Source organism: Photobacterium kishitanii (genome assembly GCF_003026355.1).
GTDB lineage: Bacteria > Pseudomonadota > Gammaproteobacteria > Enterobacterales > Vibrionaceae > Photobacterium > Photobacterium kishitanii.
The window spans coordinates 131,628-158,327 of the sequence record NZ_PYON01000008.1 but is presented as its reverse complement, the minus strand read 5'-3'; the positions used below and the strand labels follow the sequence as shown (position 1 = coordinate 158,327).

General features: G+C 36.2%; 31 protein-coding genes. 14 read left to right on the top strand and 17 right to left on the bottom strand.

Going from position 1 to position 26,700, the window contains the following annotated elements; genetic code table 11:
* The first annotated feature begins 226 nt into the window (after positions 1-226).
* Positions 227-562 (top strand): hypothetical protein, encoded by a 336-nt coding sequence (locus tag C0W29_RS11420; RefSeq protein WP_045041221.1) that lies wholly within the window; start codon positions 227-229, stop codon positions 560-562.
* Between the two features lie 65 nt (positions 563-627).
* On the opposite strand, the gene C0W29_RS11415 is transcribed toward C0W29_RS11420, so the two are convergent.
* Entirely contained in the window at positions 628-1,098 is a 471-nt protein-coding gene (locus C0W29_RS11415; RefSeq protein ID WP_080895348.1) for a protease inhibitor I42 family protein, read from the bottom strand.
* A 173-nt stretch (positions 1,099-1,271) separates the two neighbouring features.
* Here C0W29_RS11415 and C0W29_RS11410 point away from each other — a divergent pair, with 173 nt between their 5' ends.
* The gene (locus C0W29_RS11410; RefSeq protein WP_045041220.1) at positions 1,272-1,469 is read left to right on the top strand and encodes a YwbE family protein; all 198 of its coding nucleotides are present in this window, start codon (positions 1,272-1,274) and stop codon (positions 1,467-1,469) included.
* Between the two features lie 126 nt (positions 1,470-1,595).
* On the top strand, positions 1,596-2,366 hold the full coding sequence (locus C0W29_RS11405; RefSeq protein WP_045044693.1) for an endonuclease: 771 nt from the start codon (positions 1,596-1,598) through the stop codon (positions 2,364-2,366).
* Between the two features lie 90 nt (positions 2,367-2,456).
* Here the strand turns inward: C0W29_RS11405 and C0W29_RS11400 are convergent, their stop codons facing one another.
* Both C0W29_RS11400 and C0W29_RS11395 read right to left on the bottom strand, forming a co-directional pair.
* Entirely contained in the window at positions 2,457-3,068 is a 612-nt protein-coding gene (locus C0W29_RS11400) for a porin family protein (protein WP_045044692.1), read from the bottom strand.
* Between the two features lie 290 nt (positions 3,069-3,358).
* Positions 3,359-3,706 (bottom strand): hypothetical protein, encoded by a 348-nt coding sequence (locus C0W29_RS11395; protein ID WP_045041458.1) that lies wholly within the window; start codon positions 3,704-3,706, stop codon positions 3,359-3,361.
* A 606-nt stretch (positions 3,707-4,312) separates the two neighbouring features.
* Between C0W29_RS11395 and C0W29_RS21640 the strand changes: the two genes are divergently transcribed.
* Positions 4,313-4,483, top strand: coding sequence for a hypothetical protein (locus C0W29_RS21640; protein ID WP_155395114.1), 171 nt, complete (start codon positions 4,313-4,315; stop codon positions 4,481-4,483).
* 271 nt (positions 4,484-4,754) lie between these two features.
* Here the strand turns inward: C0W29_RS21640 and C0W29_RS11390 are convergent, their stop codons facing one another.
* Positions 4,755-5,114 carry a DUF6559 family protein gene (locus C0W29_RS11390; protein WP_045041217.1) on the bottom strand — a complete coding sequence of 120 codons (360 nt, stop codon included), beginning with the start codon at positions 5,112-5,114 and terminating at the stop codon, positions 4,755-4,757.
* A 242-nt stretch (positions 5,115-5,356) separates the two neighbouring features.
* Here C0W29_RS11390 and C0W29_RS11385 point away from each other — a divergent pair, with 242 nt between their 5' ends.
* The 7 genes from C0W29_RS11385 (at position 5,357) to C0W29_RS21945 (ending at position 10,137) form a co-directional block, all read left to right on the top strand.
* Positions 5,357-5,722 carry a hypothetical protein gene (locus tag C0W29_RS11385; RefSeq protein ID WP_045044691.1) on the top strand — a complete coding sequence of 122 codons (366 nt, stop codon included), beginning with the start codon at positions 5,357-5,359 and terminating at the stop codon, positions 5,720-5,722.
* A 25-nt stretch (positions 5,723-5,747) separates the two neighbouring features.
* A complete protein-coding gene (locus C0W29_RS11380; RefSeq protein WP_045044690.1) occupies positions 5,748-6,200 on the top strand; it encodes a DUF302 domain-containing protein in 453 nt (150 codons plus the stop codon).
* A 48-nt stretch (positions 6,201-6,248) separates the two neighbouring features.
* The gene (locus C0W29_RS11375; RefSeq protein WP_045044689.1) at positions 6,249-6,743 is read left to right on the top strand and encodes a COG4315 family predicted lipoprotein; all 495 of its coding nucleotides are present in this window, start codon (positions 6,249-6,251) and stop codon (positions 6,741-6,743) included.
* 271 nt (positions 6,744-7,014) lie between these two features.
* The gene (locus C0W29_RS11370) at positions 7,015-7,275 is read left to right on the top strand and encodes a helix-turn-helix domain-containing protein (protein ID WP_036790171.1); all 261 of its coding nucleotides are present in this window, start codon (positions 7,015-7,017) and stop codon (positions 7,273-7,275) included.
* A 2-nt stretch (positions 7,276-7,277) separates the two neighbouring features.
* Positions 7,278-8,585: a type II toxin-antitoxin system HipA family toxin gene (locus C0W29_RS11365; protein ID WP_045044688.1), complete on the top strand. Its 1,308-nt coding sequence runs from the start codon at positions 7,278-7,280 to the stop codon at positions 8,583-8,585.
* 214 nt (positions 8,586-8,799) lie between these two features.
* Positions 8,800-9,357 (top strand): sugar O-acetyltransferase, encoded by a 558-nt coding sequence (locus C0W29_RS11360; protein ID WP_036790167.1) that lies wholly within the window; start codon positions 8,800-8,802, stop codon positions 9,355-9,357.
* 564 nt (positions 9,358-9,921) lie between these two features.
* Entirely contained in the window at positions 9,922-10,137 is a 216-nt protein-coding gene (locus C0W29_RS21945) for a hypothetical protein (protein WP_236688271.1), read from the top strand.
* Between the two features lie 82 nt (positions 10,138-10,219).
* Here C0W29_RS21945 and C0W29_RS11350 read toward each other — a convergent pair whose 3' ends face one another.
* The 3 genes from C0W29_RS11350 to C0W29_RS11340 all read right to left on the bottom strand — a co-directional run bounded on the left by C0W29_RS11350 (position 10,220) and on the right by C0W29_RS11340 (position 13,200).
* Positions 10,220-10,687, bottom strand: a complete 468-nt coding sequence (locus tag C0W29_RS11350) for a hypothetical protein (RefSeq protein ID WP_045044686.1) — start codon at positions 10,685-10,687, stop codon at positions 10,220-10,222.
* A 45-nt stretch (positions 10,688-10,732) separates the two neighbouring features.
* Positions 10,733-12,496, bottom strand: coding sequence for a hypothetical protein (locus C0W29_RS11345; RefSeq protein WP_045044685.1), 1,764 nt, complete (start codon positions 12,494-12,496; stop codon positions 10,733-10,735).
* 65 nt (positions 12,497-12,561) lie between these two features.
* Positions 12,562-13,200 carry a nuclease-related domain-containing protein gene (locus tag C0W29_RS11340; RefSeq protein ID WP_052671594.1) on the bottom strand — a complete coding sequence of 213 codons (639 nt, stop codon included), beginning with the start codon at positions 13,198-13,200 and terminating at the stop codon, positions 12,562-12,564.
* Positions 13,201-13,404: 204 nt separating this feature from the next.
* On the opposite strand from C0W29_RS11340, the gene C0W29_RS11335 reads away from it, so the two are divergent.
* Positions 13,405-13,785, top strand: coding sequence for a DUF3653 domain-containing protein (locus C0W29_RS11335; RefSeq protein WP_045044684.1), 381 nt, complete (start codon positions 13,405-13,407; stop codon positions 13,783-13,785).
* 248 nt (positions 13,786-14,033) lie between these two features.
* On the opposite strand, the gene C0W29_RS11330 is transcribed toward C0W29_RS11335, so the two are convergent.
* From C0W29_RS11330 to C0W29_RS11275, 9 genes are all read right to left on the bottom strand, one after another.
* The gene (locus C0W29_RS11330) at positions 14,034-15,026 is read right to left on the bottom strand and encodes a hypothetical protein (RefSeq protein WP_045044683.1); all 993 of its coding nucleotides are present in this window, start codon (positions 15,024-15,026) and stop codon (positions 14,034-14,036) included.
* Positions 15,027-15,039: 13 nt separating this feature from the next.
* A complete protein-coding gene (locus C0W29_RS11325; RefSeq protein WP_045044682.1) occupies positions 15,040-15,279 on the bottom strand; it encodes a hypothetical protein in 240 nt (79 codons plus the stop codon).
* A gap of 919 nt (positions 15,280-16,198) precedes the next feature.
* Complete coding sequence (locus C0W29_RS11315) at positions 16,199-17,461, bottom strand: secretin N-terminal domain-containing protein (protein ID WP_045044680.1); 1,263 nt, start codon at positions 17,459-17,461, stop codon at positions 16,199-16,201.
* A gap of 4 nt (positions 17,462-17,465) precedes the next feature.
* Entirely contained in the window at positions 17,466-18,521 is a 1,056-nt protein-coding gene (locus C0W29_RS11310; RefSeq protein ID WP_045044679.1) for a zonular occludens toxin domain-containing protein, read from the bottom strand.
* A 17-nt stretch (positions 18,522-18,538) separates the two neighbouring features.
* On the bottom strand, positions 18,539-18,910 hold the full coding sequence (locus C0W29_RS11305; protein WP_045041207.1) for a DUF5455 family protein: 372 nt from the start codon (positions 18,908-18,910) through the stop codon (positions 18,539-18,541).
* Entirely contained in the window at positions 18,910-20,568 is a 1,659-nt protein-coding gene (locus tag C0W29_RS21755) for a hypothetical protein (RefSeq protein ID WP_045044678.1), read from the bottom strand. Before C0W29_RS21755 ends, C0W29_RS11305 begins: the two co-directional genes overlap by 1 nt.
* A 68-nt stretch (positions 20,569-20,636) precedes the next feature.
* Positions 20,637-20,882: a major coat protein gene (locus tag C0W29_RS11285; protein ID WP_052671593.1), complete on the bottom strand. Its 246-nt coding sequence runs from the start codon at positions 20,880-20,882 to the stop codon at positions 20,637-20,639.
* A 240-nt stretch (positions 20,883-21,122) separates the two neighbouring features.
* The gene (locus tag C0W29_RS11280; protein ID WP_045044677.1) at positions 21,123-21,440 is read right to left on the bottom strand and encodes a hypothetical protein; all 318 of its coding nucleotides are present in this window, start codon (positions 21,438-21,440) and stop codon (positions 21,123-21,125) included.
* A gap of 30 nt (positions 21,441-21,470) precedes the next feature.
* Entirely contained in the window at positions 21,471-23,534 is a 2,064-nt protein-coding gene (locus C0W29_RS11275) for a replication endonuclease (RefSeq protein WP_045044676.1), read from the bottom strand.
* A gap of 109 nt (positions 23,535-23,643) precedes the next feature.
* Here C0W29_RS11275 and C0W29_RS11270 point away from each other — a divergent pair, with 109 nt between their 5' ends.
* The gene (locus C0W29_RS11270) at positions 23,644-24,000 is read left to right on the top strand and encodes a DUF3693 domain-containing protein (RefSeq protein ID WP_045041202.1); all 357 of its coding nucleotides are present in this window, start codon (positions 23,644-23,646) and stop codon (positions 23,998-24,000) included.
* Between the two features lie 282 nt (positions 24,001-24,282).
* Here the strand turns inward: C0W29_RS11270 and C0W29_RS22000 are convergent, their stop codons facing one another.
* Positions 24,283-24,450, bottom strand: coding sequence for a GmrSD restriction endonuclease domain-containing protein (locus C0W29_RS22000; RefSeq protein WP_373455687.1), 168 nt, complete (start codon positions 24,448-24,450; stop codon positions 24,283-24,285).
* Between the two features lie 265 nt (positions 24,451-24,715).
* On the opposite strand from C0W29_RS22000, the gene C0W29_RS11260 reads away from it, so the two are divergent.
* Entirely contained in the window at positions 24,716-26,578 is a 1,863-nt protein-coding gene (locus tag C0W29_RS11260) for a hypothetical protein (RefSeq protein ID WP_052671591.1), read from the top strand.
* Positions 26,579-26,700 lie beyond the last annotated feature (122 nt).

Genomic DNA, 26,700 nt, shown 5'->3' with positions numbered 1-26,700 from the left:
TAACGGTTAAATGATAAGTCAGTCAACACATCGAAAATTAGAGTAAGCTTGCATTACCCAATGCGTTATCAAACAATAAATTCACTATTAGTAGCAATAAATTATTAAATAGATGCTTAAACAAGCAATTAAGTGTTTATTTTAATACATAATTTGATCTTCTCTATAAAATAGACTTTAAATAGCTCATAGATAACCAACTTGTGTTTTTCTGAGGGAATAGCCCATGAAGAAGTCAACTAAATCTGCACTAGCAGTGCTTAGCGCAATAGTAATATGCAGTTTAGCATTTACAATTATCAAAAGTGATCAAACGACAAGTAAAAACACTACGATTGAACAAACACAAAAAAATACAATCGTTGAATTGCCAGCAGCATCATTACCTAAAAATATAAATCCAGATTCAACGCCAACTATACAAGTTAAAGATCAACCTTATAAATGCAGTGATTTCGATCCGAAAACAGGTGGCTTAAAAGGTTGGACAGCAGATATGGGGGTAGGGCCAGCAATACCAGAGCAATTACTACCTAAAGACTGTCCAGCGCTTCAACACTAATATTAACGTTACTGTACTAATAAAGCCCTCAACCAGGAGGGCTCTTCCTATATATAACTAATGGGCTAAGGTTGGACAGAAATGGTAATATTTTTACTTTCCCAACTGTCTTTTTCCCATGCTCGACCATAATTTAATTTTAATTCACCAACACCATTAGCGACAGCTTCAAATGTGTACGATCTTAAACCACTACAACCCACCATACCTTTTTTACACTGTGCTGAGTTATGATAATCAACACTCAATAACATTAATGAATTAGGCATTGAGCGTAATGCCCACGATGCTCCTGTTGAAGGATTCGCAGGTAGATTCAATTGAATCGTTTGACCAAGCTTAATTTTTACTGCTTGCTTTTGATCTGTTGGCAAGCAAGTACGTTGAGGTTCTTTGCTAAAGTCTCCAGTAACAATACTCGTAAAGCCAGCCTCACACTCAGGTTGTAATGTCTTTTGTGGTTGCGGAGCGGCGAGAACACTCATACTTACGCAACCTAATGTCGTTGCTAATAGAATATGTTTCATTATTTTCATGCGGCTACCCTTAATATTTTCATTTCCCTGTAAGCCTAACAAATAATTCTAACTTAGAGCCATACAAAAATCCTTTTGATGATGTACAAAATAAGCATCTTTTAATATTCAGTTGCGTTTTTCTGTAAAAAAACAATAATACAGCCTGAAAAATTAATAATAAAAGAGTCAATATGTCAGGTACAAATCGTTCAAATATCTATATTGGTTTAAACGTAGAGATTGTCTTAAAGCAAGATCAACGCACAGGGAAACTCACGTCAGGTACAGTAGAAAAAATCCTCACTAATTCACCAACACATCCACACGGTATCAAAGTTCGTTTAACTACCGGAGATGTAGGGCGAGTGAAAGTAATCCTACCCGAATAAGCAGCATTATAAAACCACTTAATATTCATAGTATTAACTAAATATAAAACCAAAGCCACGCTGGTTTTGTCATATCAATTCGTCAGTAGATTCACACATTGATCGCACAATCTAAAAGAGAACATCGTGAACCCAACTAAAATTATTCTACTTAGTGTCGCACTATTACCGACTCTTGCATTAGCGCAAACGCCACAAGGTAACACTACCAACCAATCATTCAGCAAAGCGAAAAAGATCATGCAACAGCAGATCTATACTAACCCTGCAGATATGAAAACTATTTATTGTGGTGCTGATTTTAACAACAAAAAGTACATAACCTTACCTTCTGGTTTCACAACGGATGTTTATAAAAAGCGTACCAAGCGATGGGAGGCAGAGCACGTTGTTCCTGCCGAAAACTTTGGTCGCGCATTTAGTGAATGGCGTGATGGGGCAAAAGTATGTGTCGATAACAAAGGTAAGGCGTTTAAAGGCCGTAAATGTGCCGAGAAAGCGAATAAAGAATATCGCCTAATGCAGTCAGACCTCTACAACTTATATCCTGCTATTGGTGCTGTTAATGCTGCGCGTCAAAACTACAATTATGTAATGCTGCCTAAAACAGCCAGTAAAGATTATCGTTCATTTGGTAGTTGCGACATGATCATTGATAAAAAAGACCATGACGCACAACCACCAGAACGAGCGCGTGGTGTGATAGCGCGTACTTATATGTACTTTGATGCGGTATACCCTAGCTATAAAATGAGTCGTCAACAACGCCAATTAATGAGTGCATGGGACAAACAATACCCAGTATCAAAATGGGAATGTGAGCGTGCGGCTAAAATCCAAAAAATTCAAGGCAATGTTGATCCTATTCTAGCATCACGCTGTAAGAACATCGGTTAATCTCTGCATTACCTGAACCCTACAAATCCACATATAACAATGTGGATTTTTTAGGCTTTTCAGTGCGTAAAATTAACCTAGCATTGAAAGCTACGTATCAAATCGATAGTTAATAATACCCATAACTGATTTATTTTTGAGACTATAATTCTGTTCACCTAGTCCCCATAAATGATTATCTAATTGATTATATTCAATCCCTATAGCCCAGTTACTGGTACTTTGCCACTTCAATCCAAGCCCCCATGAATCAATTGCACCATCATCTCTCATACTGCCATTTGAATAAGTAATATCAGATTGAGCCCAGCCAAGACCTAATTTAAAGTACACGCTTAAACCATCATGGTAACGTATATAATTTTTCCCTAAATACTTAGGTGTTAGTGCAACAATACGATATGAGATCATAGGGGATATAATGAGTGAGGAATGATTGCTATCAAATTTTCCATATAATTGATTTTCAAAACGATCTAAGCTCAAATTTATGCCTAAGCTGATATTTTGATAGATATTATGTAACCAAGTAAACTCAAGCCCATAATCAACACCTGAACCGGATTTAGAGCCCTGATAGCTATTGAAATCAACGTTACTAATACCGACTTTAGCACCGACAAAAATATCATCTCTCTCTTGCGCAGAGACGTTTAAGCTAATCAATAGAAGAGAAGTAACTAAGCCATTTACTAATTTCATTTATCTAGTCCTTTAGCCAACAAATCTTGATCTAAATGTTCAAGAAAACCTGATCATATTTATTGATTAGCGTTGAATTCAGATTAAATGACATGATTAGTAAAAAACAGATCACCAATATCCGTTACAATAAACTGATATTGATAATCTTAAAATACATCTAATGTCGTCACACTGAAGACATCCTTGAGTACACAATTTTCTTTGACGTAAATTAACCTGTAGCCCTAGTGCTATTTTAAATGTAGATGTATAAGCCATATTTGTCATGGCAGGGGGGATTATTGTTTTTAATGCTGAGCTAATTTTTGCGCCCATTTACCATTATGAGTAGTGACACAGGCTTGTTCGCTATCAAACAAAACTTGTTTATCTACATTTTTTATTACCACATTAATATCAGCTAAATGTTGTTTAATTAATTGCCTTAACAGCCTGCCATAATCGCCTTGTCGTAAATTAGCTAATTGTTCATCAGTGTTAAAGACACAAATAATTTTGAGGCTGTTTGGAAAATTATCGTAATTCACACAGTGAGTTAACCATTGAAATCCCTCAAAGGAAAGTTGTGCATGATCACATACGAGGATTAAAGCATCACGGATCGCATTATCAATTTTCTTATCTGTTTTCCGCATTTGCGCTCCTGTTTTAATATCTAAATTAACAATAGTATTAATACAATAGCATTTAATGTTGAATTTTAAGACTACTTTTGTTTTATTTATGCTGGTTAATTGTTGATTTATTAATATATTTAAAACAAATTAGCCATTTGGGATTGTAAGTCTGTCGTTCAGATTATTCAGAATAATATATTTCCATAACTGAAATTTTTGAGCCTCCTGATGCATTGCATGTTTCTTTATCAGAGGTCTCGATGGTATATGATTGAGTTTCACAGACTAAAAGGGAGCTAAAATATGTCATCAAAACCAAGTATTAATACAATATATTGATCTTTCTGCATTTATAGCGCTATATACTACGTTGTAAATGTAACAAGTTATACGTACAATGAAAAAAACAACTAGGATTATGTAAGATCTGCCTGTTATCTGCTGCTATAGTCACATCATAGTCGCAATAGTAAGAAAATAAGGCATAATATAATGGCATATGAGTATTTACTTGAAGTGGCGCAACGAATTACGTCATTTTTTAATAAATTATATGCATCTTATGTGATTTTATAATAAGCTTATTGAGTAAATATCTTAACTTTTTTGGAGCATCATTTATTAATGAGTAGTAATCGCAAAAACCAGAATCAATTAGCAACACTTACAAAGAAGCTATCTAAGCTACAAACTATGTCTAAATCGACTAGAGATGGCGCAAGTAAGGCTCGTTACACTGCTGAAATTGCGAAAATTGAAGTAGAGCTTAGTAAGCTTCAACAAACGGCAGAATAGAATCTTTCTATCTACGACGTTTGACCTACTACTATTTCTACAATAGTAGTAGGTTAGTCAACCATGTCATTACAACTATTGTTACTCACACATACCCATCACAAGCGGCATTTTTCCTAAAATCCATACTGGCATTTCATCTTTATTATTCAACATAGATCAAAACCATCTTCATCATTGTTACTATTATTTATCCCCTTTAGCAGATAAATCGTAATTATCCTCTGTAAGGGATAGAGTATGGCCAAATGTAAAGTAACGAGAGTTAGCGTTAATAGCGACTTCCCATTCCAAAGCGATTCGACATATCATCATCTATGCGACCGCCTTTCCATCCACCTAACGCGAGTAGGTTAAGCACATCTTGTCCGGTGTAATCATTGCCGTCAAAGAAATCATGCGACACATCATGACGTATTGATTTTAGGGTTGGGGTTTGCTCGATATTCATATCTTGCGGATCAGCATACAAAGCCACAGCAATTTGATATTGCCGCGTACTAAACTCACTAGTACTAGCCTTAATTTGACCTAAAGAGAAAAAATCTCGGCTGCCATAGCCTTTTATCAACCTTGCTGAAAGCAACTTAATGACCTTTTTAATGCGGCGACGTTGAATAACTCTAAGCAAAGTGATCTCCTTCATAAAACCAATCAATGAGCTGTCATGTTACTGAAAATAGTATAGATCGTATAATCATTTCAGCACAGCATCTATAGTGACCCTGTAACAAATAGACCATCAATACCAGCAATATCTCAAAGCCAAATGTAGAGCAAAATAACACCTCTAGAAAATTATTCTCATAACAGTGAAATTTTTCTTTTAGTTCGATGTTCTATTACTTCAATAGTTGGCACATAGGGATCAATATGCTTAAAAATATCACAGTAGCTTTAGGGGCAGGATTTATTGGCAGTATTGCCAATGTAGTCGCTATTTATCTCATCAACCCATTACAAGGATTGTCTCAACCCGATCATATTTTTATCTATAAACAAGTCTTTTGGGGTGGGCTATGGGCACTGCTTTATTGTTTACCTTTTTTAAAACAGAAGTGGTTTATCAAAGGTATTGCAGTGGGCTTTATCGCAAGTTTATGTACTTTCTTTGTCTTTCAAACGATTCCTGTCACGCCAATTAATATCATAAAAGCGTTGATGGTTAATATTGTTGCATGGGGAGGATGCTCATCATTCTTTTTTTATAAAGCAACAATGTCAGACAATACGTTATAACCACATGATTTTGATAGGTATAAAAATGAAGAAAATTATCATCATTGGCGCGATTTCACTATTCGCATCATTTTTTGCAAATGCATCTGATGGTGTAGTCAAACATCAAAGTAAATACTCGGTCGAGGAAACCGCCAATCGTTTTGAGCAATTAGCCATCAATAAAGGAATGACCATCTTTACGAGGATCGACCATGCACAAAATGCGCGTAATATAAATTTAGAATTGCGACCAACAGAAGTCATTATCTTCGGTAACCCTAAAATTGGCACCCGTTTAATGCAATGTAGCCAGAATAGCGCCATCGATTTACCACAAAAGGTATTAATCAGTAAAGATGCGACTAACAAGGTCTGGCTATCATATAACGATCCTCATTATCTAATAAACCGTCATCACATACAGGGCTGTGATGGTGTTGCGAATAAAATCTCAACCGTGTTGAACACACTATCACAAGACGCGACATCAAATTAGACCATCTATTTCACATACAACGAGTTAATCCTAACAATGGTAGCCATCATGAATAAAACATTAATTCATACATCATTACTCTTATTATCTATATCTTCTAGTGCCTTTGCTCATGATTTAGAGTACCCAACTGAACCGACGTTTAAAATGACACCAAAAGGAAACCTTCTGGTTGGTAAAGACGATTTGGCGCTTTACACGTTTAAAAAAGACGTTAACTCACCCATTCCACCTAAATGTACCAGCATGAAAGATAAAGGCCCTCTAGGCTCATGTTTAGCGAGATGGCCAGCTGCAATCGTCACTATCAAAGAAATGAAAAACTTGATCTTACAAGATCCAAAATTTGGTGCGGTATACAATAATGAACTCAACAAGTTACAACTAACGTACTCAGGCCTTCCGACTTACTATTGGTTTAAAGATACCGAGAAAAACAATTTTACCGGTGATGGTGTCGGTAATGCTTGGTCATTAATCTTAAAAGACATGCCACCAACAATGTTTAATGGTTTAACGGCAAATACAACTGAATCTAACTAAGTAGAACCAATCTAAATACCGTCCATTGTGGCGGTATTTTTGTATTAGGTTAAGAGAGTAGGGAAGTCACGAATTTAGAATTTAACAAGGTTATGTTTTAAGACACCTAAGACGGTATTACAGTGGGATAAAGGTAAGACTATATATAGGCACTTAATGTAAATGCATGCTTGCGATATTTATCCCTTATAGCGGATAATTTGCAAATATCCCCTCTAAGGGATAATATTAAAATATCCCTTACGAAGGATAATTTAAGTGTGGTGATGAAATGCAAATAACATCGGCAAAAATGCTAGCGAATGCAGTAAGAGATCAACGTAAAGCACAAAACATAACTCAAAGTGATACCGCCAAATTAGTTGGTATAAAACAAACGACCGTATCAGCATTCGAAAATACGCCAGAAGGCACTAAACTTGATACGCTATTTAAATTATTGGCGGCATTAGATCTCGAATTGCATGTTCAGCCTCGTAATAGTACCGCAGAGACACAGAGTAGCAATCAACAGTGGAATGAGGAATGGTAACTATGGAAAGGTTATCCGTCGCAATGAATGGAATTTTAGTTGGTACATTATCAAAAGCATCATCAGGTGCCATATCCTTTCAATACCATTCAACATGGCTTACTCGTGCAGGATCACGGGCGATCTCACTTTCAATGCCATTACGTCATGACCCTTATCATGGCGACATCCCCTATAACTTTTTTGATAATTTATTGCCTGATAACGAAGAAATCCGCAGTCGTATTCAATCTCGTTTTAAAGCCATCACCAAACGTCCTTTTGATCTTCTGAGTAAAATTGGAGGCGATTGTGTTGGCGCAATTCAACTATATTCACCAGATGTAATATTAGAAGATGTAAGACAAGTACATGCAGAGCCATTAACTGATACCCGTATGGCACAAGTGTTACGAGGATATCAAAGTGACGCACCATTAGGTATGTTAGAAGATATGGATGATTTTCGAATCTCCATCGCCGGTGCGCAAGAGAAGACAGGCTTATTGTGGTATCAAAATCAATGGCATTTACCGCTAGGATCGACACCAACCAGCCATATACTTAAACTGCCAATAGGGATATTGCCACATAAAAATATCGATTTAAGTGATAGCTGCGAAAACGAATGGCTATGTTTAAAAATTGCGGCTGCTTATGGTTTTAGCGTTAATGAAGCTAACATTGTTTATGTCGAAGATATTAAAGCGCTAGCACTCAAACGTTTTGATCGCCGCTGGTCACAAGACGGCCATTGGCTCATGCGACTACCGCAAGAAGACATGTGCCAAGCATTAGGTGTTGCACCAGCATTAAAATATGAATCTGATGGTGGCCCAGGCATCTCTAACATCATGCAATTTCTACTGGGTTCTCGAACATCAAGCCATGATCGTGAAGTGTTTTTTAAAGCCCAAATTCTGTTTTGGCTTTTAGCTGCCATTGATGGCCATGGAAAAAACTTCAGCTTGTTCCTAGAGCCAGAAAGCCGTTACAGCATGACGCCATTATATGACATTATTTCAGCTTATCCTTTAATGGATTCAAAAAGCATCCCCAAACAAAAAGCAAAAATGGCGATGGCACTCATCGGCACTAAGAAATATTACAAATGGCAAGCTATTCAACCACGGCACTTTTTAAGCACGGCTAAAGCTATTGGGTTTTCAGAGCAACGCGCCAGTGAGTTAATGGCAGAAATGAAAAGCCAAACACCAACCGTCATCAATACAGTACGTCAGCAATTACCGAAAGACTTTCCTGATTATATTAGCGAATCGATATTTAATGGGGTGCTAAAGCAAGCTGGGCGTTTACCTGAATCGTCATAAAGTTGATTATGACGTCTAGAATCGGAACCTCATACCATAGATGTATGAGATATAAGATAATAATGATTAAAATAGTCGTTATAACCAGAATAAATATAAAAAACTTAGTATCATGCTGAAGTGTTTTATTACTTTTAACTAATGAAAAATAAATAGCTAACGCAGTGAGTAATAAAACACCACATCAATAACATATATTAAGTTGAGAGATAACATGACCGAATTCGAAAAGATGCTTGCAGGTAAAGACTTTGACTGCGGCTCAGACATTATTAACCATATTCGTCAAAATGCTTCGAACTTATTGCAGGCCATAAACCAAAGTACAGATGACTCTCAACGTATTGAGCTGTTTCAACAGTTGATGGAAAAGATGCCAGCTTCGAGTATCGTCCGTTCTCCATTTTATTGTGAGTTCGGTAAAACGATCTCAATTGGAGAAAAGACCTTCATCAATATGAACGTGACGATGTTGGATGGGGCTAAAATTATTATTGGTAATAACGTGATGATTGGTCCTAACACGCAGCTTTACTGTGCTAGCCATGACTTAAACTATCTCAACCGTCGTAACTGGGAAACCATTAACGATCCTATTATCATTGAGGATGATGTGTGGATTGGTGGCAATGTTGTGATCAACAAAGGTGTAACCATTGGTGCACGATCTGTGATTGCGGCTAACTCGGTTGTTAATACAGATGTCCCACCTGATTCACTATATGGCGGAACTCCTGCTAAGTTACTCAGAATTATTCATGAGAACCAATAAGCTGTTGGAATTTTCCAAAGAGCTTATGCAATAGCCACGTAACACAATAGGGTAGAAACATCTAATATCCATCCTATGTACTTCGATACCAAGACCGCCCTAATGGAAGGTCTTTTTCGTTATATAGCTAGCATATCCAATTGTGAATATTTTAACGATACATAAAGATCAACCAGATAAAACTGAAAATATAGGCAGACATAATGGACAAATTAAGTATCCAGAGTTACTAAGCTTACGCCTTGGTTTTACAGCCTTTTTAAGCCCTATCATTATATTTCCCTCAGTGCGCATTATGCTTGCCTTATGTTAAAGTTATTCCTACATATATTATTGATTTAATTGAATTATACCAAAATAACAAGCAAAAAAAAGCAATCACAAAACTTACCAAAATAAGCGGAATGTAATGTTATGAGAACCAACCTTACTCAGAACTATATTTTTCGTAAATTCGTCTGTGGATTATCCAAAGAAGACACCGCTGCACTTTGTTTCAAAAGTGTGACCACCATCACGCGATGGGATAAGGGAAATCCCATTCCGCCAGAGTGCAAAAGACTAATGCGTATATACAGAGGCATGGAACTAGCTACCATTAATCCTAAGTGGAAAGGATGGCGGATTGATCATGGGGAGCTAACTAACGAGGCAGGCATCTCACTCAAGCCAGAGCAGATACTAATGGGTTATGCGTTAATGGAGATTAATTCAGAGAATGAAAGGGTACTTAAAACGAAGATCATTCAGACGGCAAGGATGCTGAAAAACTTACCATGAAAAAAGCCGACTGAATTAGTCGGCTTTTCAAATTCTATTTAAAAAACTTAAAAAATTTTATCATAGATGTATGCTTGATCCATTATCCCTTAGCTTGCTCTACTTGATTGAAAACAGTATTAAGCGCACTAATCCTTTTCTCTAACTCAGGCTCACGACCTTGAATAACAGTATTAATTTGATCAATTTCTCTCATATATTGTTCTCTAAGGGTTGAAAGATAGCTTTCAGTCATTTTTTCAGTAGAATTTTTTAATGCCAATTGAAGCGGAGCCATAGAATTATTATGTAATTGGATAATTGTATTTATTTGCTGCTTAAGTATTTCTGCCGTACTTTCTTTAGCTCTAGCTACCTCAAGTTCTTTAGATGCCCATAAATAACCTACGGTACCACCAATTAAACTCAATGAAGAAAAGAAAGTAAGGATAATTAACGTTTCCTTCAGAGGACGGTTATTTTTAGTACCGTTTTCTATTATTTTGTAACATAGAATGACTAAAATAGCCAAAAGACCTAAGTAACCAAATTTTAAAAACTCATAAAACATTTGTTTTCCTTTATGTATAAAAATATTATTGTGGTTGATATTAAATTATTTTTTATTAACACTATATTTATTTATAACGGCTGATATAAATTTTAAATGTGAAGCTGAAATAGAATATTCATCCTTGTATTTTTCACGAATAAGTACTGAAACTTTTAAAGCATTATTCAAGTCATCATTATTACATTTACGCACTCTGTCATATCGTGATCCAATAGCTCTAGCAAACTCAAATAATTGTTCGTTTTTCATTCCTTCCATAATATTTAAAGCTTCAAAAGAATCAATATGATTAAATAAATCTATGTTCATTTTATCAGATGAGATATGAACACCTTTACGAGACAAGTCCCAAATACCCATAGCTTCTTTTATTTTATTTTTCATTTTGATTTTATTATTGAGTTCAATTAAATAATCTCTAATTTCTGCACAAAACTTAAAACCGTCTATGCCATATTCAATATAATCAAACTCTACATACTCTAAAGTTTCAAACTCAAAAAGATAGTCTATATAACGAATTATCTTTCCCTTAAAGAGTTCACAATCAAATTTAAATGCTTCTCTATCTATATCAGCGCAAACCCGTTCTGAAAAAGCTAGTATATCGTTTGGATGTTTAATTTCCGTCTTCAAAAACATTAATTTAAATGCGTGTTTTCTTAAATTATCTGCTGTTTCGTTATCCTTGTACCAATGTTTAAATGTATCAAAATAGCTCAATAGATCATTGTCAATATTCCATAAATCAAATGAATATTTGAAATCATCAATGTCATAATAACCTTTTTTTACAATATTTTTTATGCTATTTACACATATGTAATCTTTGTTATGCAAGATAGCTAATAGAATTTCTTTCTGATTTTCCGAAAGAACACCTTCATCAAAATATCCCATTTGATTTAATAACATTGACGAATTACTTTCATGTTCGAAAAATAAATCTTTTTTCTCTTTATGAAAATCAGAGCCATGACTGATATGTACACAACAAAGTAAGACTTGATATAGATAAAAAGATAAAAGAAGATTTTTATCAAAAATTTCTTTATTGTTCACATAAATATAATTAAACAATACAAAAGAGATGAATATTATTCTTATGTTTTTTATCTCAGTTTTTTCAATACAATCCTTCAACCTATCCGTATCATTAATAAAAATATAATTAAGCGCTTTATTATCTTTATAGTCTAATAATATTTTACGATGTAATATATTATTAAAAATATCATCAACGTTATGATTAAACAAATAAACATGTCTTATAGTTTTTTGCATTGCATTATCTAATTCGTCTAAATATGAATTATTAACTCTTTTTTTTGCACATGCAATTATACATTTCGCTCTGTACTGCTCAACAAGTTTATTGATATAAGAAATGCAAATCTTTATATTTCCATCCCACCGCTCAAGATCATCAAAGAAAAATACAAATGACTTAGATATCTTTAATTTATTTCTTTTATCAATATCGAGCAAAGATTTAATTATAAATCCAGCACCACCAATTTTATATTCACCTAAAGAGATATTTAAAGAATTCAATATTTTTTCTAATGATTCAGATTTGTTATTATTTATCGATACGAAAGATTTTAGAATCTCATTCTCAATATCATTAATCGAAGATAAACCAAATAGTGATACATATATATATTTGCCTTCATATTTGGTATTCAAAAACTCTTTTATAGAATATGTTTTTCCTATTCCCCAATCGCCATCGAAAAGGATTGCATAATCTACACTTTCTAAAGAACAATATTGATCTAATGCTATCTTAGTATGATCTGTCATTTTTACCTTAAACCTAATAAAAACTTTTATTAAAACGGTCTTACAAATGCACAACAAAATAGAATCTATAGTTGAGATAGGTTCTGCAAATGTAACTTATCTGTTTGTTCATTATCAGGCATTCGCAAATACTCCAAGCGGCCATAACAGAACTGAATTCGATTAAGAGTAAACACATGACTTTCATGTTGATTCATCCAATCTCTAATACCATCTAATAACACCACATCTTTTGGACGTGGCGTTTTAAATTCGCCGTCACCAGTAAACACAACTAACGACTTAATTTGATCTGTCGGTACAAAATCGAATAGGGCTTGAATAGCTTTTATATGTTTGTAATTTTGGTGGATAGGGTTCTGAAACTGAGAGCGCTTTTTGAATAACACCTGCGTCCATTTCTTTTGTTTAGCATCACCATAAATCCAACCTTTATAGTGCTTGGTTTCAATGACAAACACACCTTTAGTACAAATCAAAACATGATCAATTTGGGTCGTACTACCATCAATGGATAAAGTAACGTTATTTACAACAATCCCCGTTACTTGCTCATGGAACAAATAGTCATTCAATTTCTTTGAAACCAAGGCCTCGCCAATATTTACTTTAGATTGCTGTTTCTCTTTTACTTTTCTCTCGACAAAAATGCCACCTAAAAGAAAACTAACAAGTAATCCAAAAACATATAGAAAAACAGACATAACCACCCCCTAAAATGGATGCGTGAATTTACCACTATGAAACAAGTTTTCAAAGGGGTTTGTGTCCAAATATTGATAAGATATCGATAACAAGGTCAGCAGGGGCTGAACGGTTGATTGAATCGTCAGTAAAAGCAAAAAGTCGCAATTACTATACACATAGAGAATTTAAGCGGGTGGTAATATTCGTTCTTTATCAAAGATATGAATAATACTAATAAAAAACGTCAAATTACTGATAATGAAATCTTCCGATTCTATACCTGTAACTTAACAGTTGAGATGACAGCAAAACTCTGTTTTAAGACTCCTAAGACCGTCTTGCAGTGGGATAAAGGCAAAACCATTCCACCTATATGTAAACGTCTAATGAGAATGTACGCTTATCGTGAATTATCACCACTTGATGATGATTGGCAAGGCTGGAAAATATGTAAAGGAAAACTAATTTCTCCTGATGGTTGGCCGTTAACTCCAAACAGGATCATCATGGGTAATGCTCTCATAGAAATAGGGGCGACTGATGAACTTCAATTTCAACGTGAAGTGTTAAGAACAGCTCGAATATTAAAAAGGCTAAAATAGAATTATAGAACCTGTTATTTATACAGGTTCTATGTTTAACAACACTGATTTTATGCTGTGCAACACCATGTAGTCAGATTTACAATATACTTATTTGAAACCAGTTCAAATTCGGTTATTAATGATTAATCCTGACAATAGATGATAATTTGATATACCAAATAAAAAGTAACGATTAGCTCACTTGCTTGTTTAAAAGTCTAAGTACCTAATCATAATTTATAGATTACAAATCGATTGAAAAATAACTACTTATAAATTTCAGGTAATACAAAGCTATTTACCATTAGGTCAAATAGTTCTTCATATCGACTTATCCCACCATTATTGATTGGTGTTCCATTAATAGATGTAATAACTTGCCCCTGAAATTGAATCAACTTCTTGCCATGAAAAATATTATACGCCATTATCTCCATGCTACCTGTAGTTCTCACCCTTGATGCATCCATTTTGTAACGTATCCAATAACCAGGTAAGTTTTCCAATGTTAGCTTGCCACTATCAAGATAGGTCGTATTTTCAGGTAAAAAACTTTGCATATCTTCTTGATTTAGAATTTCAGAAATATCACTTTCTGTAATTTTTTGCCCAGTATCTAGAGTCAGGATCATGAATAACTCAGATCCTTTACCGTTTTTACTAATAAACTTCTGCACAATATTAGGACGGTTAGCTTCCTTTGCTACCCAGCTTTTAGGCATTTCCATCATAAAAGCTATCCCTTTAGCTTTTCCATCTCCATTTGTAGAATACTTCTTTCGGAAACCATCAATAAACTCACGCTCTGGATTTTCCTGATAACCAGACTTAAACATAAGATAAGTCTCAATTACTGGCGAATCGATATTACCCTTTGCTCGTTCAAGGACTTGAGCTATAAACTGCTGAGCTTGATATTTAGAAATTTGATTTGCATTCGTGTTTTTTTCAATCTGTTCATCTAATCTTTTCTTAATTTGGTTCCATCTTTCAACATCGAAATTCTCCATCATCGCGCTCATACCATCAATCGATGAGCCGAATGCTAAAGAGAATTTCCTTCTAGCGATATCTGCCGCTGAGGCCATAGATGGATATTTATTTGATATAACATCTAGCGAATGTGTTTGCCCGACATAAAACCCGTAGCTTTGACCAATATCTTTAGCTAATGCATTAGTAAGCCTAATTTCAGCATGAGAACTTAAAGAAAAACTAATCAACAGAAACAATAGAAATATACGAATTATTTTGTGCATAAACAGATCCTTTTTATGCGCCACGAAGGAATACGACAAAACCAATTGCTGAACCAAATCCTAAGATTGTAGATAATAAAGTTGCTCCTAACATCCCAATTTTAGGTTGCAGTAAGTAATAAGAACCAAAAGTTACAGCCGCGCCGAGTAATCCGAAGAGTTTAGCTAAAATTCCCCCTATGATTACAGGTATAATCCAGCCCCAACGACTTACTTCTTTCACTTCATTTTGTTTATTACTTTTAGATTCCATATATACTCAAATTAATTATGAAATGTGTCATTTGTTTGATACAAAAACAGTATGTAACGAAATTAGAGTAACTGATGAACTTTGTACTCAACGAAATGTATATCGGACAACTGAATACGACAGGGTTAAAGTAAGATTACTTTAGCAAACTCTATAGTAAGCAACTTTAATTTTGTGTATCAAATCAAGTAAGGTTGTTGTAGAAAATCTAACCTCATTCTTTTAATTATTATTTATTTGCAGCTTTCAACAACACTGATGCTATATAGCCAGTACATATGCTAGGCACGATACCAATTAGGTCTTTAGGGTTATATTTTATGGTTTCTGTTAGTGAGTCGATTGTTTCAATAAAATAAAAAAATTGAATAAAACTCCCAAGAAACAAAAACAAACTACATACAAATAAAGCTGTGCTTTTTATCATTTTTATTCCTCTAGTATGACTTTAATAGTTTATGCTGGCACTTAACTCTTCCTGCCAATCATCAAACCTTGGTATGTTTTCGTTTATAAATAAGTATCTCTGCATGTTTAACTGAATGATACATCATGTTATCGCTATTGTTTCGTAATGCTTGTTTATTCTCACTTACAAATTTACGCCGCGAATAATAGCAATAAAGTGTTACTAATTATTTCTTTATTGTGTTTCAAAATATTTCAAAATCTATAGCGGCAAATTTCAGCTTTAAATACTAACCTTTAACCAAATCTGATTAAAGATAATGAATAAAAAAGGAAGAAAGAGTTATGCGAGATATATGTTAACTCATTGAAAATAATTAAAAATAAAGAAAAAATCGTCATATGGATAACAAAAAAGCGCGTTATCCACAATCCTAATGGAGTGGGGAACGCGCTTTTAGTTTTGGCCTCCGGCCATCAAAGTTTTCTTTTTTGTTTTTTAAAGCAAAAGCTAGATGATGCTGACCTTTATCAATACCGATAACTGATTATTGATCTCTCTGTCTGATGTCGAGCCAAAGAGCGAGCCTATTAGTGGTATGTCTTTTAGAATTGGTACTCCAGTATCGTTATTTCTGGATTCCTCACCAACCAAGCCACCAAGTATTATTGATTGGCCATCTTTGGCTTGAATCACTGTCTGTATCTGGCGATTGTTGGTAATGATGTCACTCGCTATATCACTATTACTGACACTACTTGATGTTTGGTTAATGTTCATTAATACCGTATCACCAATAATATGCGGTGTTACTCGTAGTGATACACCTACGTTTTGGCGTTCAATTTTCTGGATAGTATTACCGCCGTCCGTTACTTCAGTAGAAACCAAAAAGGGGACGTTCTGACCAACGGTGATATAACCTTGTTCACGGTCGGTGATCAGTAAATGCGGTTTACTCAGCAGCTTGGTTTTACTATTAGTCGATATCGCATTAATCAGGCCGTCTATGTCACCGCCTTTAAAAATGATACTGCCACCAGTGAGAATACTTTCTGCTGGTTTGGTGATCACCGAAAAACCAAAATCGCCCAACATAGCGTTAAGGTTTACACCAACTTCCTTACCATCATTAATCTGCGACTCAATCACTACCGCTTGAATGAATATCTGCTTTCGACGTACATCAATACGCTGTATCAGGTTATCTATCTGGACAATCTGCGATGGTGACCCTGTAACTATTAAGCTATTAGCATGGGGCAACGTGATAATGCTGTACGCTGTTTGCGTCTCACCAGTATTGGCGCTGTAGTTATCCAGTAAGGTCTGAATAATAGGGCTGACACTCTTATTGTCGATATACAGCAAATCATAAAACTTGGTCTTTGGTGGTACAACATTGATGTTTCTTACAGCAACTTCAGTTTGACCAGGCATTAATACATCTTGGCCTAATACTTGTGGTAATGGATCGCCCACGCGCAGCAACGATACTTTGTAAATGTTGCCGTTCTTCTCTAATCGAAAGCCATTACTAGCTAGAACAGTTTCAATAAAAGGGAAGAAGTCATTAGCATCAAGCGAGGGAGCAGAGAACGTCACCGCACCTTTGACACCTTCCGATAAAATCACGTTCTGATTTAATGAGGTACTGAACCATTGCACAAACTCAGTGATTGGCATGTTCTGCGCTTCAAAGGCATCGATCTTTTTAGCAGCGTAGGTATTGAAAGAAAAGGAGAGTAACAGAATAACAATAATAGCTTTCATAATCTTACCTACACTTGATTAACGATTCAGATTGCCCATTAGAGATCTTTAACGTGCAGGCATTAATGGCCGTCACATCAAACCCAATGTCTTTAAGTTGAAGGCTTGAAATGTTTGCACCGTCTGAATTTTGCAAAGAATAGGTATAAGGTTGATTTGGCATCTTGTAATAGCCCATGATCTTATAACCAGCATATTCAGTTGGGGATATTTTTACGGTTTCAATTTCTGCAGGGGCTGTGAACTCAAGCCATAGTAATGACAATAAGCAGCCGCCAGCAAAGCAGGTCACTTTCTTAAAACGTTTGAAATATATCTTAGTAATACGCATGATATTCCTAAAGTCATACGTTACACGGTAACGATAATGTGTATAGTAAGGTGGCAAGTATGAATAGACGCCATGATCGTAGTTACTGGTAAATATCTGTGAGGTGTTATAGGCGTTATAAAGGCTAGAACCAAAACACGTCCATTTATCTACCGTCATTGAATGGCGCTCTGTGCCGTACTTCACCACGCCGACATGCATCTTTGGTAACTTCAACCGTTGACCTGTGATCATGCGATACAGTGAGCCAATAAACGGGATTGTCATGCGATCAGTTCGACGACAATAAACCACATGTTCCGCAAACATCACTCGCGCTTGCTTATCTAACACTGATAAGTCTTGAACAATAAAGCCTATATCCCAGCCGCGTTTTCGAGCATGGATGATCCAATCAATCAGTTCCTTACGGCCTTTATCATTCCAATCGCGGCTATTGAACCAAGTACCACATTCATCAAGTAGTAACAGGCCATTACGTGATTCATCTTTAATACCACGCGCTATTAATGGATTACCCAAACCGATAGCATTCAAATCAAACACACTCGGTTTATCAGGAACGCGCATCACTCGACACTTTTTAGCTTGATGCCTTACCAGCCAGTGCAACTTCAAATCAATATTGGTAGCAACGATACGATCTTCATTAAGATAATCACGTACCTTAGAGACCGACATGATTGACTTACCGCCGCCTAATTTCCCTGTTATTACGTAAACAGCCATACCTATGATCCTATGCTTTAGCCGTGACTAATGGCATGAACAACCCATGCTTTCCATTCCCATACCCAGCGAATCAACCGCGCACTAAATAGCACTGAAGCACAGGCCGTAAAATTAGTAGGGGCTATAATGGCTAATCCAACAGAGACTTCTGGCGGTACAAAAAACTTAATAGTGAACAGCAGACTTTCAATAGCGGTGTAAGCCAATACCGCCGAGGCTGTGATCATAGATACAATCACCAAGTTCATAGCTACGCGGCGAGTAAAGAACTTAAGGAAGAACGTAAATATTGAGGTCGCAATCGAAAACAGCACCGCAACCAGTGCTGGAAATTTCGTGAACTTAGCAATTCCGCCAACGATAACGGGTAATAGTTGTAAGGCCATTAGTACGGCTTCCTTGCAGGGTTAGGCACAATGCCAGTAAACAAAATATCTATTAGAGTCAAAGCGGTATAGACGTAGATGAAAAAACCAAATATGTCTCTAAACTTCTGAAACTTTGAGCATTCAACCGTAAAGTAATCACCAAAGGAGAGGTTTTGGCAAGTTGACGAAATAGGGATCAATTCATTAGCGAATTCTTTAACCTTATCAAACAGAGCTTCTGTCATTGGTGTTTCATTCAAAGCTGTTGCTATTTTTCCCTCAATAAAGTTCTGGTATTCCTCAAGGTTGGCATCAACTAAAGAATCCGCAGAATTAGCCATAGCCGTAAGGTTGCCATAGGTTAAATCGTGCTTATTGGCATTACGTTCTAACTCATCTAATTTCTTTATAATGTCATCGTTATTATTCTTATTATCTTTGCTTAATGACCCTAGCATTTCAGATAATTCATTCGATGTAATCGAGCTTGAACTTGATATAGATTTATCAATATCCGCTAATAACTCATTGGTTTTATCAGTACTGGCATTAATACCGGTTAACAAATCATTGGAGGCTAATTGACTCTCGGTTATTTGTTCTTGTTGCGCTGTTTGTAATTTAAGTTCATCGGTATTCTTTATGATTTCATCAGCAATACGATCTGACTTAGTAGTAACGGTATTATTTAGTCCTTGAGTCAAATCAGCGATATTTGATAGGGCATCATTAGAAACATCAAGCGCAGCCACACCTTGACCCAATAGGCGATTAGACTCTAACGATTGAGAAACCTCATTGGCTGTCTTATTATTTAAGTCTCTGGTTAAATTAGCAATATTCGATAATGCGTCATTAGAAACATCAAGTGCAGCAATGCCGACACCCAGTAAACGATTAGATTCTACTGAGGTTGATAATGCTTTAGTTTGAACGTTTAAGAGGTCATTAACGGCAGGGCGACTATCAGTAATTGCCCCCGTAATACTTTTGTTATTATTGTTAATCGCATCAAGCAAACCACTTAAATCAATATCACCTGAGCCATCGCCATCTGTACCACCGCCAGAACCTCCACCGTCACCACCATCTCCGCCGCCACCTGAACCACCTCCGTCACCGCCGCCGCCAGTATCACCACACGAACCATCAGCATTAGGTTGTGAACCATCAGGACAAAGATCAGGTTCTGGTTTTGGAGGAGTCACACCGACTAAATCACACGAACTTTCTAAACGTTCAGCTTCACGATTACATTGGCCTGAGAACGTAGCCGTTTGAAATTCTGTTGTTTGAGATTCACAAGCATTTTTAGCCGCATCATAATCAATTTGGTACTGCATAGAATCACAATAATTAGTTTCTTTACATTCACCGTTAATCAATTCAGTACCAGCAGGACAAGAGCCAACTGGTCGAATCGTAAGCTGATCGTTTTTAATCCAACGCTGATAATGATCACTCCAATAGTCATGACGAACAGTACCCGAACCCACAGACCAATTGTGACTTTTATATTTAATTCGACTTGTATTGGCACCCTTAAAGCAAGCCTCCAACCCCTCTTTAGAATAAACGCCGGGACAATTGCCACGCCAACCAGTATCAACATTCCAAAGTTGATCAGCATTAGCTATAGAGCTAAAGAACAAACATAAAACAATTAATATTCTCATACATCACCATTAAAAAAGGCAGCACAAAGGCTGCCAATTAATTAAATAATACTTAATGGGATTAAATATTAAGAAGCAGCTTTCTTTGAAAACTTCTTGAACAGTGAAATACCGATAACAGCAACAGTTAGTGAAATAACGATAGGCCAAGCAGCTGCCTCATATGACGTTACTAATGAACCTACTTGTGTAAAAGCGGCAATGCCAAGAGGTGGTGTATCAGCAGCAAAAGCAGATGAAGAACAAACAGCAGAAGCAACTAATAAACCCGCTGCCATTTTTTTAGAAGCTAAAATGTTTTTAATGTTATTCATTTTTTGTAACTCCAGTTTATATTAATCATTTACAGAAACTTCTGTAAATCGTTTAAAGGCATATACGCCGTACCCAAGACACCAGCCCGCAAAAAAGCAAGCGCCATAGAATAGTAAAAAATCGTTCATCATCTTTGACTGCCGAATATTGCACCAAGCCCAAGACAAACTACGCCTAATCCCCAATACAAAGCCTCAGATATAAATTGAAGTTGTTCAGATGTTAGGTTTTCCATTGAATTAAGCCTTAGCTTCCAGTGTTGGAATGCCTAATAAATGGTAGCCACTGAATGACACGTGCTTGCCACCGTCACCAGCAAATGAACGCTCAACGTGTTGAATTTTAAACTCGACTTTCTTATCAATCAGTTTGACTAAATCACTGCCACCACCAAACGCATCCCATAACTCAGGGGATATACGGGCTTCAACCACTTCAGAGGGGTTAAATAGCTGTAATTTCACGATACCCGAATCACGACTTTCGCCCGTGTTGGTATTAATGTTGGTTTTCTTTTCAATATCGTCTTTGTCATTTATACGGGCTAATACAATCATTGGTTTTTCCTTATTTTCAAATTTCGACAGTTATTGACACAAGTCCAAGGATGAAGCGGACAGACCTCCGTCATGGGCTGCGCCCACGAACGAAGGCCATGCCGCTTCATCAAAAGCAAAAGCAGTTATCTCGTCTACACGTTGTAAATATTGTTGGTATTCATTGAATTGCGCATCAGCCAAACGGTGGTATTCATTTTCGCGTTCAAGAACATCGAATACATCAACCACACCAGACATAATGCGTTTAGTGCCACGTAGGAATTTTTCTTTGTTTTCTGTCTTCCAATTACGGACACGAGTTGCTAAGAACGCACCGCGAAACAACACACCAACAACACGCGCAATAGCAGCATCGCCATAACGGGTTGTCGCATTTCGTTCAGTGGTATGTTCTTCTCCCCATTCATCAACGAGCTTGCTCATGATTTGAGGGATGGAGTAAACAGGGGAAACAGTTTGATCTTTACGACGAACAAAGACACCGCCCATCGCATAGCAGAATGCTTGCCAATCAGATGCATCAGCAGCACGACGAACATTTTCTAATGCCATGTGTTCGCCTGTAGATAATGAAGCGATCAAAGGATCATCCTCTTTAATTTCATCACGAACACGGCGCATCTCACGCCATACCGTCACAGATGGACCACCAATAAATTGAAACTGGCGAATACGATTAACACGCGCCCAAGTAACAACACGTTCTGAAGCTTCAACGCCTGTTAAATCGGATGAAACATCATTATCAATGTGCTTACCGTCAATATTCTTAGATAGGTACTTAGCAACATAACCAACGGCTGAGCCTTTAGACCAATCAATAGTTTCAACGGTAAAACGATGTTTCTGCGCGCCTTTTTCTTCAGGCGAATCTTGCAACGCATAATTTTTGAAAAGATTGGTCACGTCTGAATGTTGGGTTTTGTCCATGAACATCAATAAATGCCAGTGTGGACAACCATCAGCATGAGGTTCAGCAACACGTAAGCCATAAATCTTGATGCCAGCTTTATCTAATGCTTTACGGAAACCCGCAAAAACAGCAGACAAATAGGCTTGAGCATCTTGCGTTGTTGGCTTGTCAGCATCTAACCATGCTTGATTAACATGCGACTTAGACACCGAGTGAAAACGGCTAGGGCAGGTAAGGGTATAGAACATCGCCACATGATCATTGTCTTGTGCAATGGCCTCAAATCCCTTTAAACGTACGAACATTTCAGCACGACGAACGACAGGATTTGATACAGATTTATCCGCTAAGTCCGATAATGTAAACCAGTTATCTTCGTTAACTTCATCATAAGCGACTGTATTTTCTAATATTGCTTTGTTATCCGTATCGCGTTCACGACGACGGCTAACTGAATAATTAGAGCAATATGCTTGTCCATATTTATGAACAATCGCTAAATCACGCGCCACACGTTCAACTTCAATGGCTGATAATTTACGTAAAGCTCTGCGCCACCAAAGTTCATTGGTGGCACGATTAACTAATGAACGCAGCTCGTTATTTTCTGATTTAGCCTTGATCACATCATCAGAAAAATACAAACCGTAGTCAGCTAGTATTGAAGATGCTACTTGAAACGCTTGAGCATCATCTTCAATAACAGCGACAGCTTTCATTACTGTATGGCTTTTAGCTTTAGCGAACGTGACTAACTGGTCGTCAGAAAACGTATAACGAAATTCGTTTTTAGTTAGGCGTTCGTTAGCAGCTACCAAAGAACTCATCGCATCAAGCTCACCAATTTTCTTTTTAAGGTTGATATAAGCGCGTGACATAACCGGCGCAAAAGCACGATGTGGACGAACTAAGTTCAATATATCCAAACAAGGCGCAGCAAAAGACGGCTGAATATTGTCAGAAGTATCAAAAGAATGAATAGGCGTGACTAATGCCTGACGTTTCAATAAGTCAGCCACATAGGAATTATTTGGGCGTGTATGATCAACATAACCTGATAACTTACGACCATTGTTAATGTCAGGTTTTGTGAATGATGAACATAGCGTTTGAGCGTGAAGAAAGTTCACGTATTCAAACTGATCTGTAGCTAAATCATGCACTAATATTCTTTTCATAATCACGTCCGAGTAACGATTTTTGGATACTCTAGTCCTGATATTTGCATACTTCAAGACGCGATTTTTGGGTACTTGTACGTTAGAATGATAAAAACAGGAGTGAATCATGTACGCAAATAAACTGTTAGACACATACAAACAAGTGAAAAACTATGTGCAAGATAAGCAAATTGCACATGATTTAGATATTAGTAAGCAGAAGATTAGCAATATTCGACGTGGAGAACGTTACCTTACTGATTCAGAAGCAATTTTTCTTGCTGAAAATTCAAATATTGATCCACACGAAGCATTGATATATTTAGCGGCGGATAAAGCAAAGACAGATAAGGCTCAAAAGATATGGGCGGACATAACGGCAAAATTAAGTAGCCAAGGGTTTGCGGGCTTAACCTTTGGTTTTACAGGATTTTTAGCCCTATCATTATATTTCCCTCAGTGCGCATTATGTACCTTATGTTAAATAGAGTATCAAGATATCGATACTTATAGATATTAAATTAACTCATTGATTTATTAGACCTACAAATACACTCTCTCGTTATTAGATTGAGTGTATTTAACAGTATTAGCTATTTACCATAAAGTACATAATTATCATTGTTTCGTAGAGTACCCTTGATACATTCTGTATCTGGATACTCTATGAAACATGTAATTATTAAACCTAGCTAGATAATCGTTGATACAAAATACCGATCATTATGCTTTCATGGTTATCGATATTCTTAAGTCAATCTTGATCTTAGAACCAAGAGTCATAACTCATCATAAAGGTTTGCTTTAAGCTTTCTGTGCGATCTTTATTTGCAGCGTAATACTTTTTTTTTTCTGCTGGCGCATAGTTACTTAACTTTGAATTGGTACTTGGAGTTATTAAACACAAGTTGCTAAAGCGATCAACATTACTAATTGACGACCATGCTTAAATCAACAGGTCAAATAGCATCACTACCCGTCTCTATTTTAAGAAAACTACCGCAGTAAAAAACGAAGCATCTTTCAACAACAAATACCCGTAATTAACCTTATATTTACATAGTAAATTGCTAATTTTTTGATCTTACTGTTTCTAAATTGATACACATATGTTTATGTTTAGTTGTTTACGTCACAACTTGTCATATTTTATACTGTAACATCTTGTATGAACTTTATTTCATATTAGAGGTGTCATTATGAAAAACAACTGTTTATTTCACATTATCACTCTTCCATTGTTAGCTTCTTTATCTCCATTCGTATTTGCTAACGAGGATCCGAATAAAACTGATATTGTTACTTCTAAATTAAATGGATACGAAGAAAGTAATGTTTTAAATAAATCTTCAACGATTAATTATTCTATTAATAATAATAATAACTTAGTTGAAATTTATCCTATCGAAGGACAAGATCTTATTCTTCCGAATAATTCAATGAATATTATTGTTTATATTCAAAATGGTCGATGGGCCCGGCATGTTTATCTTCCTAACAATGCAAATGTGGGTGCCACTGTAAGAATACAACGAAGCTCTGGGTGGAAAACTTATGCAAGATATCTAACTAAAGATCACTTAATTCCAAATAATAGTACATCGACCTTCGTTTGGGACGGTGATACATGGGTAAACACAAATATTAAAACTGGTTATCTGACTACTTTACAAAATAAGGGAATGCATGATGTAGCACTGCACAACACACAAATTCAAAATATTACATCATTAAATATAACCCCTACAGACATTACGAATACTGAAAAAACTGCTGTTTCTGACCTCAGAAATATGAACATAGATAGTGAAGGTATTTTCTTTAACAACACACCGTACACTATTAATGATATTTATATAGAGCGAGAAGGTGAAATTCGGCGTCTTAACTTCGAGACTTCCATTCCAGAATACACATCAGGGCTCATAGGTATTGAATGGGCCAATGCAAAAATAATCCACATGACTAGCATAGCAAACAACCGATTTGACTTATTAAATCAATTTCCACCTAGAGAAAACTCAAGAAATGCCAATGAAGAAGAGCGGAACTCGGTTGAACGACTACATATGTATGAAAAATATTGGCTAAATGCACCAAATACAATGTCAGAAATTATAGCGCAAGTAGCCTTAAAATGTGAAATTAATGACGGTTACTCTGAGTGTAAAAATTACGCAGAATCCAGTATGGATTACGCAACAGATATGTACTTCGCACAGTCTTTATCTGGAATGACTTCAACCTTTTGGATAGATCCTACAGTTTGGGGATTAGCCACCTCACCAGGAAAAGAGATGATTAAAAGTAATAAATCATCATACCAAACGCTCTGGATGAGCCCGAACTTAATGAAAAACATGTTAAGTAGTGATCAATGGAGTGCGGTAGACGCTGAACAAGCATTCGCACATGAGTATTATCATAACCTAGGTTTTTCTCACAACTCGGGTTGGGCATCTTACCAAGGGATTGATGATTTATTCGGAAATAAATCGTATTTTGACTACCGCCTTAATCTAGGAGATAAATACGTCGCTTCCAACCTTGTGGTCACGAAAGAAAAAATAAGCCCTCTTGAATTTGCTTTTGAAATTCATTCTGTTGGTGATATCAATAATCTCAAAGTTAGACTCTTATCTACTCAAAACATTACAGCAACCATTCGACAGACAGACTCAGATAAGGTATTCCTGAAGTTCAATGAAGTCCCAAATACAGATATATATGTCTCTTTCTATTCCAACGAATCAGACCAAATGGCAACAGTTGTATTAGATAGCTTCATTAAATCAGTATCAGGTCAGGGAGAGCTATCAAATTTACATAACGTCTTTGCTGATTTGGTTGATAAATACAGCAAAGTCTCGATACATACCGCCAATGGATCTTGGATGAGAGACTTCCATCTTCCGGAAAGCAACCAAGATGGCAAGGTAATTATCTTTGAATCTTGGGCCGGATGGAACTCGCATATTTTTTATAATGGAACAGAAGATATTTTAACTTACGGAAATCGTATTGAATATCATTACATGAATGGTCGATGGGTTCGCCAATAATTTATAACTTCAAAAGGTCGCTTTTGCGACCTTTTTTGTGAATATTTGAAAAGAAATCAAAGCTATCCATTAGCCGTATTCATGTAGCAATTCCTGACGAATTAGGGAAATTAATATAGGAT

What these genes read in the sequence shown, in the direction of transcription:
- C0W29_RS11420 (WP_045041221.1), top strand. Translation starts at nt 227, where the DNA reads ATGAAGAAGTCAACTAAATCTGCACTAGCAGTGCTTAGCGCAATAGTA.
- C0W29_RS11415 (WP_080895348.1), bottom strand. Translation starts at nt 1,098, where the DNA reads ATGAAAATAATGAAACATATTCTATTAGCAACGACATTAGGTTGCGTA.
- C0W29_RS11410 (WP_045041220.1), top strand. Translation starts at nt 1,272, where the DNA reads ATGTCAGGTACAAATCGTTCAAATATCTATATTGGTTTAAACGTAGAG.
- C0W29_RS11400 (WP_045044692.1), bottom strand. Translation starts at nt 3,068, where the DNA reads ATGAAATTAGTAAATGGCTTAGTTACTTCTCTTCTATTGATTAGCTTA.
- C0W29_RS11395 (WP_045041458.1), bottom strand. Translation starts at nt 3,706, where the DNA reads ATGCGGAAAACAGATAAGAAAATTGATAATGCGATCCGTGATGCTTTA.
- C0W29_RS21640 (WP_155395114.1), top strand. Translation starts at nt 4,313, where the DNA reads ATGAGTAGTAATCGCAAAAACCAGAATCAATTAGCAACACTTACAAAG.
- C0W29_RS11385 (WP_045044691.1), top strand. Translation starts at nt 5,357, where the DNA reads ATGCTTAAAAATATCACAGTAGCTTTAGGGGCAGGATTTATTGGCAGT.
- C0W29_RS11380 (WP_045044690.1), top strand. Translation starts at nt 5,748, where the DNA reads ATGAAGAAAATTATCATCATTGGCGCGATTTCACTATTCGCATCATTT.
- C0W29_RS11375 (WP_045044689.1), top strand. Translation starts at nt 6,249, where the DNA reads ATGAATAAAACATTAATTCATACATCATTACTCTTATTATCTATATCT.
- C0W29_RS11370 (WP_036790171.1), top strand. Translation starts at nt 7,015, where the DNA reads ATGCAAATAACATCGGCAAAAATGCTAGCGAATGCAGTAAGAGATCAA.
- C0W29_RS11365 (WP_045044688.1), top strand. Translation starts at nt 7,278, where the DNA reads ATGGAAAGGTTATCCGTCGCAATGAATGGAATTTTAGTTGGTACATTA.
- C0W29_RS11360 (WP_036790167.1), top strand. Translation starts at nt 8,800, where the DNA reads ATGACCGAATTCGAAAAGATGCTTGCAGGTAAAGACTTTGACTGCGGC.
- C0W29_RS21945 (WP_236688271.1), top strand. Translation starts at nt 9,922, where the DNA reads ATGCGTATATACAGAGGCATGGAACTAGCTACCATTAATCCTAAGTGG.
- C0W29_RS11350 (WP_045044686.1), bottom strand. Translation starts at nt 10,687, where the DNA reads ATGTTTTATGAGTTTTTAAAATTTGGTTACTTAGGTCTTTTGGCTATT.
- C0W29_RS11345 (WP_045044685.1), bottom strand. Translation starts at nt 12,496, where the DNA reads ATGACAGATCATACTAAGATAGCATTAGATCAATATTGTTCTTTAGAA.
- C0W29_RS11340 (WP_052671594.1), bottom strand. Translation starts at nt 13,200, where the DNA reads ATGTCTGTTTTTCTATATGTTTTTGGATTACTTGTTAGTTTTCTTTTA.
- C0W29_RS11335 (WP_045044684.1), top strand. Translation starts at nt 13,405, where the DNA reads ATGAATAATACTAATAAAAAACGTCAAATTACTGATAATGAAATCTTC.
- C0W29_RS11330 (WP_045044683.1), bottom strand. Translation starts at nt 15,026, where the DNA reads ATGCACAAAATAATTCGTATATTTCTATTGTTTCTGTTGATTAGTTTT.
- C0W29_RS11325 (WP_045044682.1), bottom strand. Translation starts at nt 15,279, where the DNA reads ATGGAATCTAAAAGTAATAAACAAAATGAAGTGAAAGAAGTAAGTCGT.
- C0W29_RS11315 (WP_045044680.1), bottom strand. Translation starts at nt 17,461, where the DNA reads ATGAAAGCTATTATTGTTATTCTGTTACTCTCCTTTTCTTTCAATACC.
- C0W29_RS11310 (WP_045044679.1), bottom strand. Translation starts at nt 18,521, where the DNA reads ATGGCTGTTTACGTAATAACAGGGAAATTAGGCGGCGGTAAGTCAATC.
- C0W29_RS11305 (WP_045041207.1), bottom strand. Translation starts at nt 18,910, where the DNA reads ATGGCCTTACAACTATTACCCGTTATCGTTGGCGGAATTGCTAAGTTC.
- C0W29_RS21755 (WP_045044678.1), bottom strand. Translation starts at nt 20,568, where the DNA reads ATGAGAATATTAATTGTTTTATGTTTGTTCTTTAGCTCTATAGCTAAT.
- C0W29_RS11285 (WP_052671593.1), bottom strand. Translation starts at nt 20,882, where the DNA reads ATGAATAACATTAAAAACATTTTAGCTTCTAAAAAAATGGCAGCGGGT.
- C0W29_RS11280 (WP_045044677.1), bottom strand. Translation starts at nt 21,440, where the DNA reads ATGATTGTATTAGCCCGTATAAATGACAAAGACGATATTGAAAAGAAA.
- C0W29_RS11275 (WP_045044676.1), bottom strand. Translation starts at nt 23,534, where the DNA reads ATGAAAAGAATATTAGTGCATGATTTAGCTACAGATCAGTTTGAATAC.
- C0W29_RS11270 (WP_045041202.1), top strand. Translation starts at nt 23,644, where the DNA reads ATGTACGCAAATAAACTGTTAGACACATACAAACAAGTGAAAAACTAT.
- C0W29_RS11260 (WP_052671591.1), top strand. Translation starts at nt 24,716, where the DNA reads ATGAAAAACAACTGTTTATTTCACATTATCACTCTTCCATTGTTAGCT.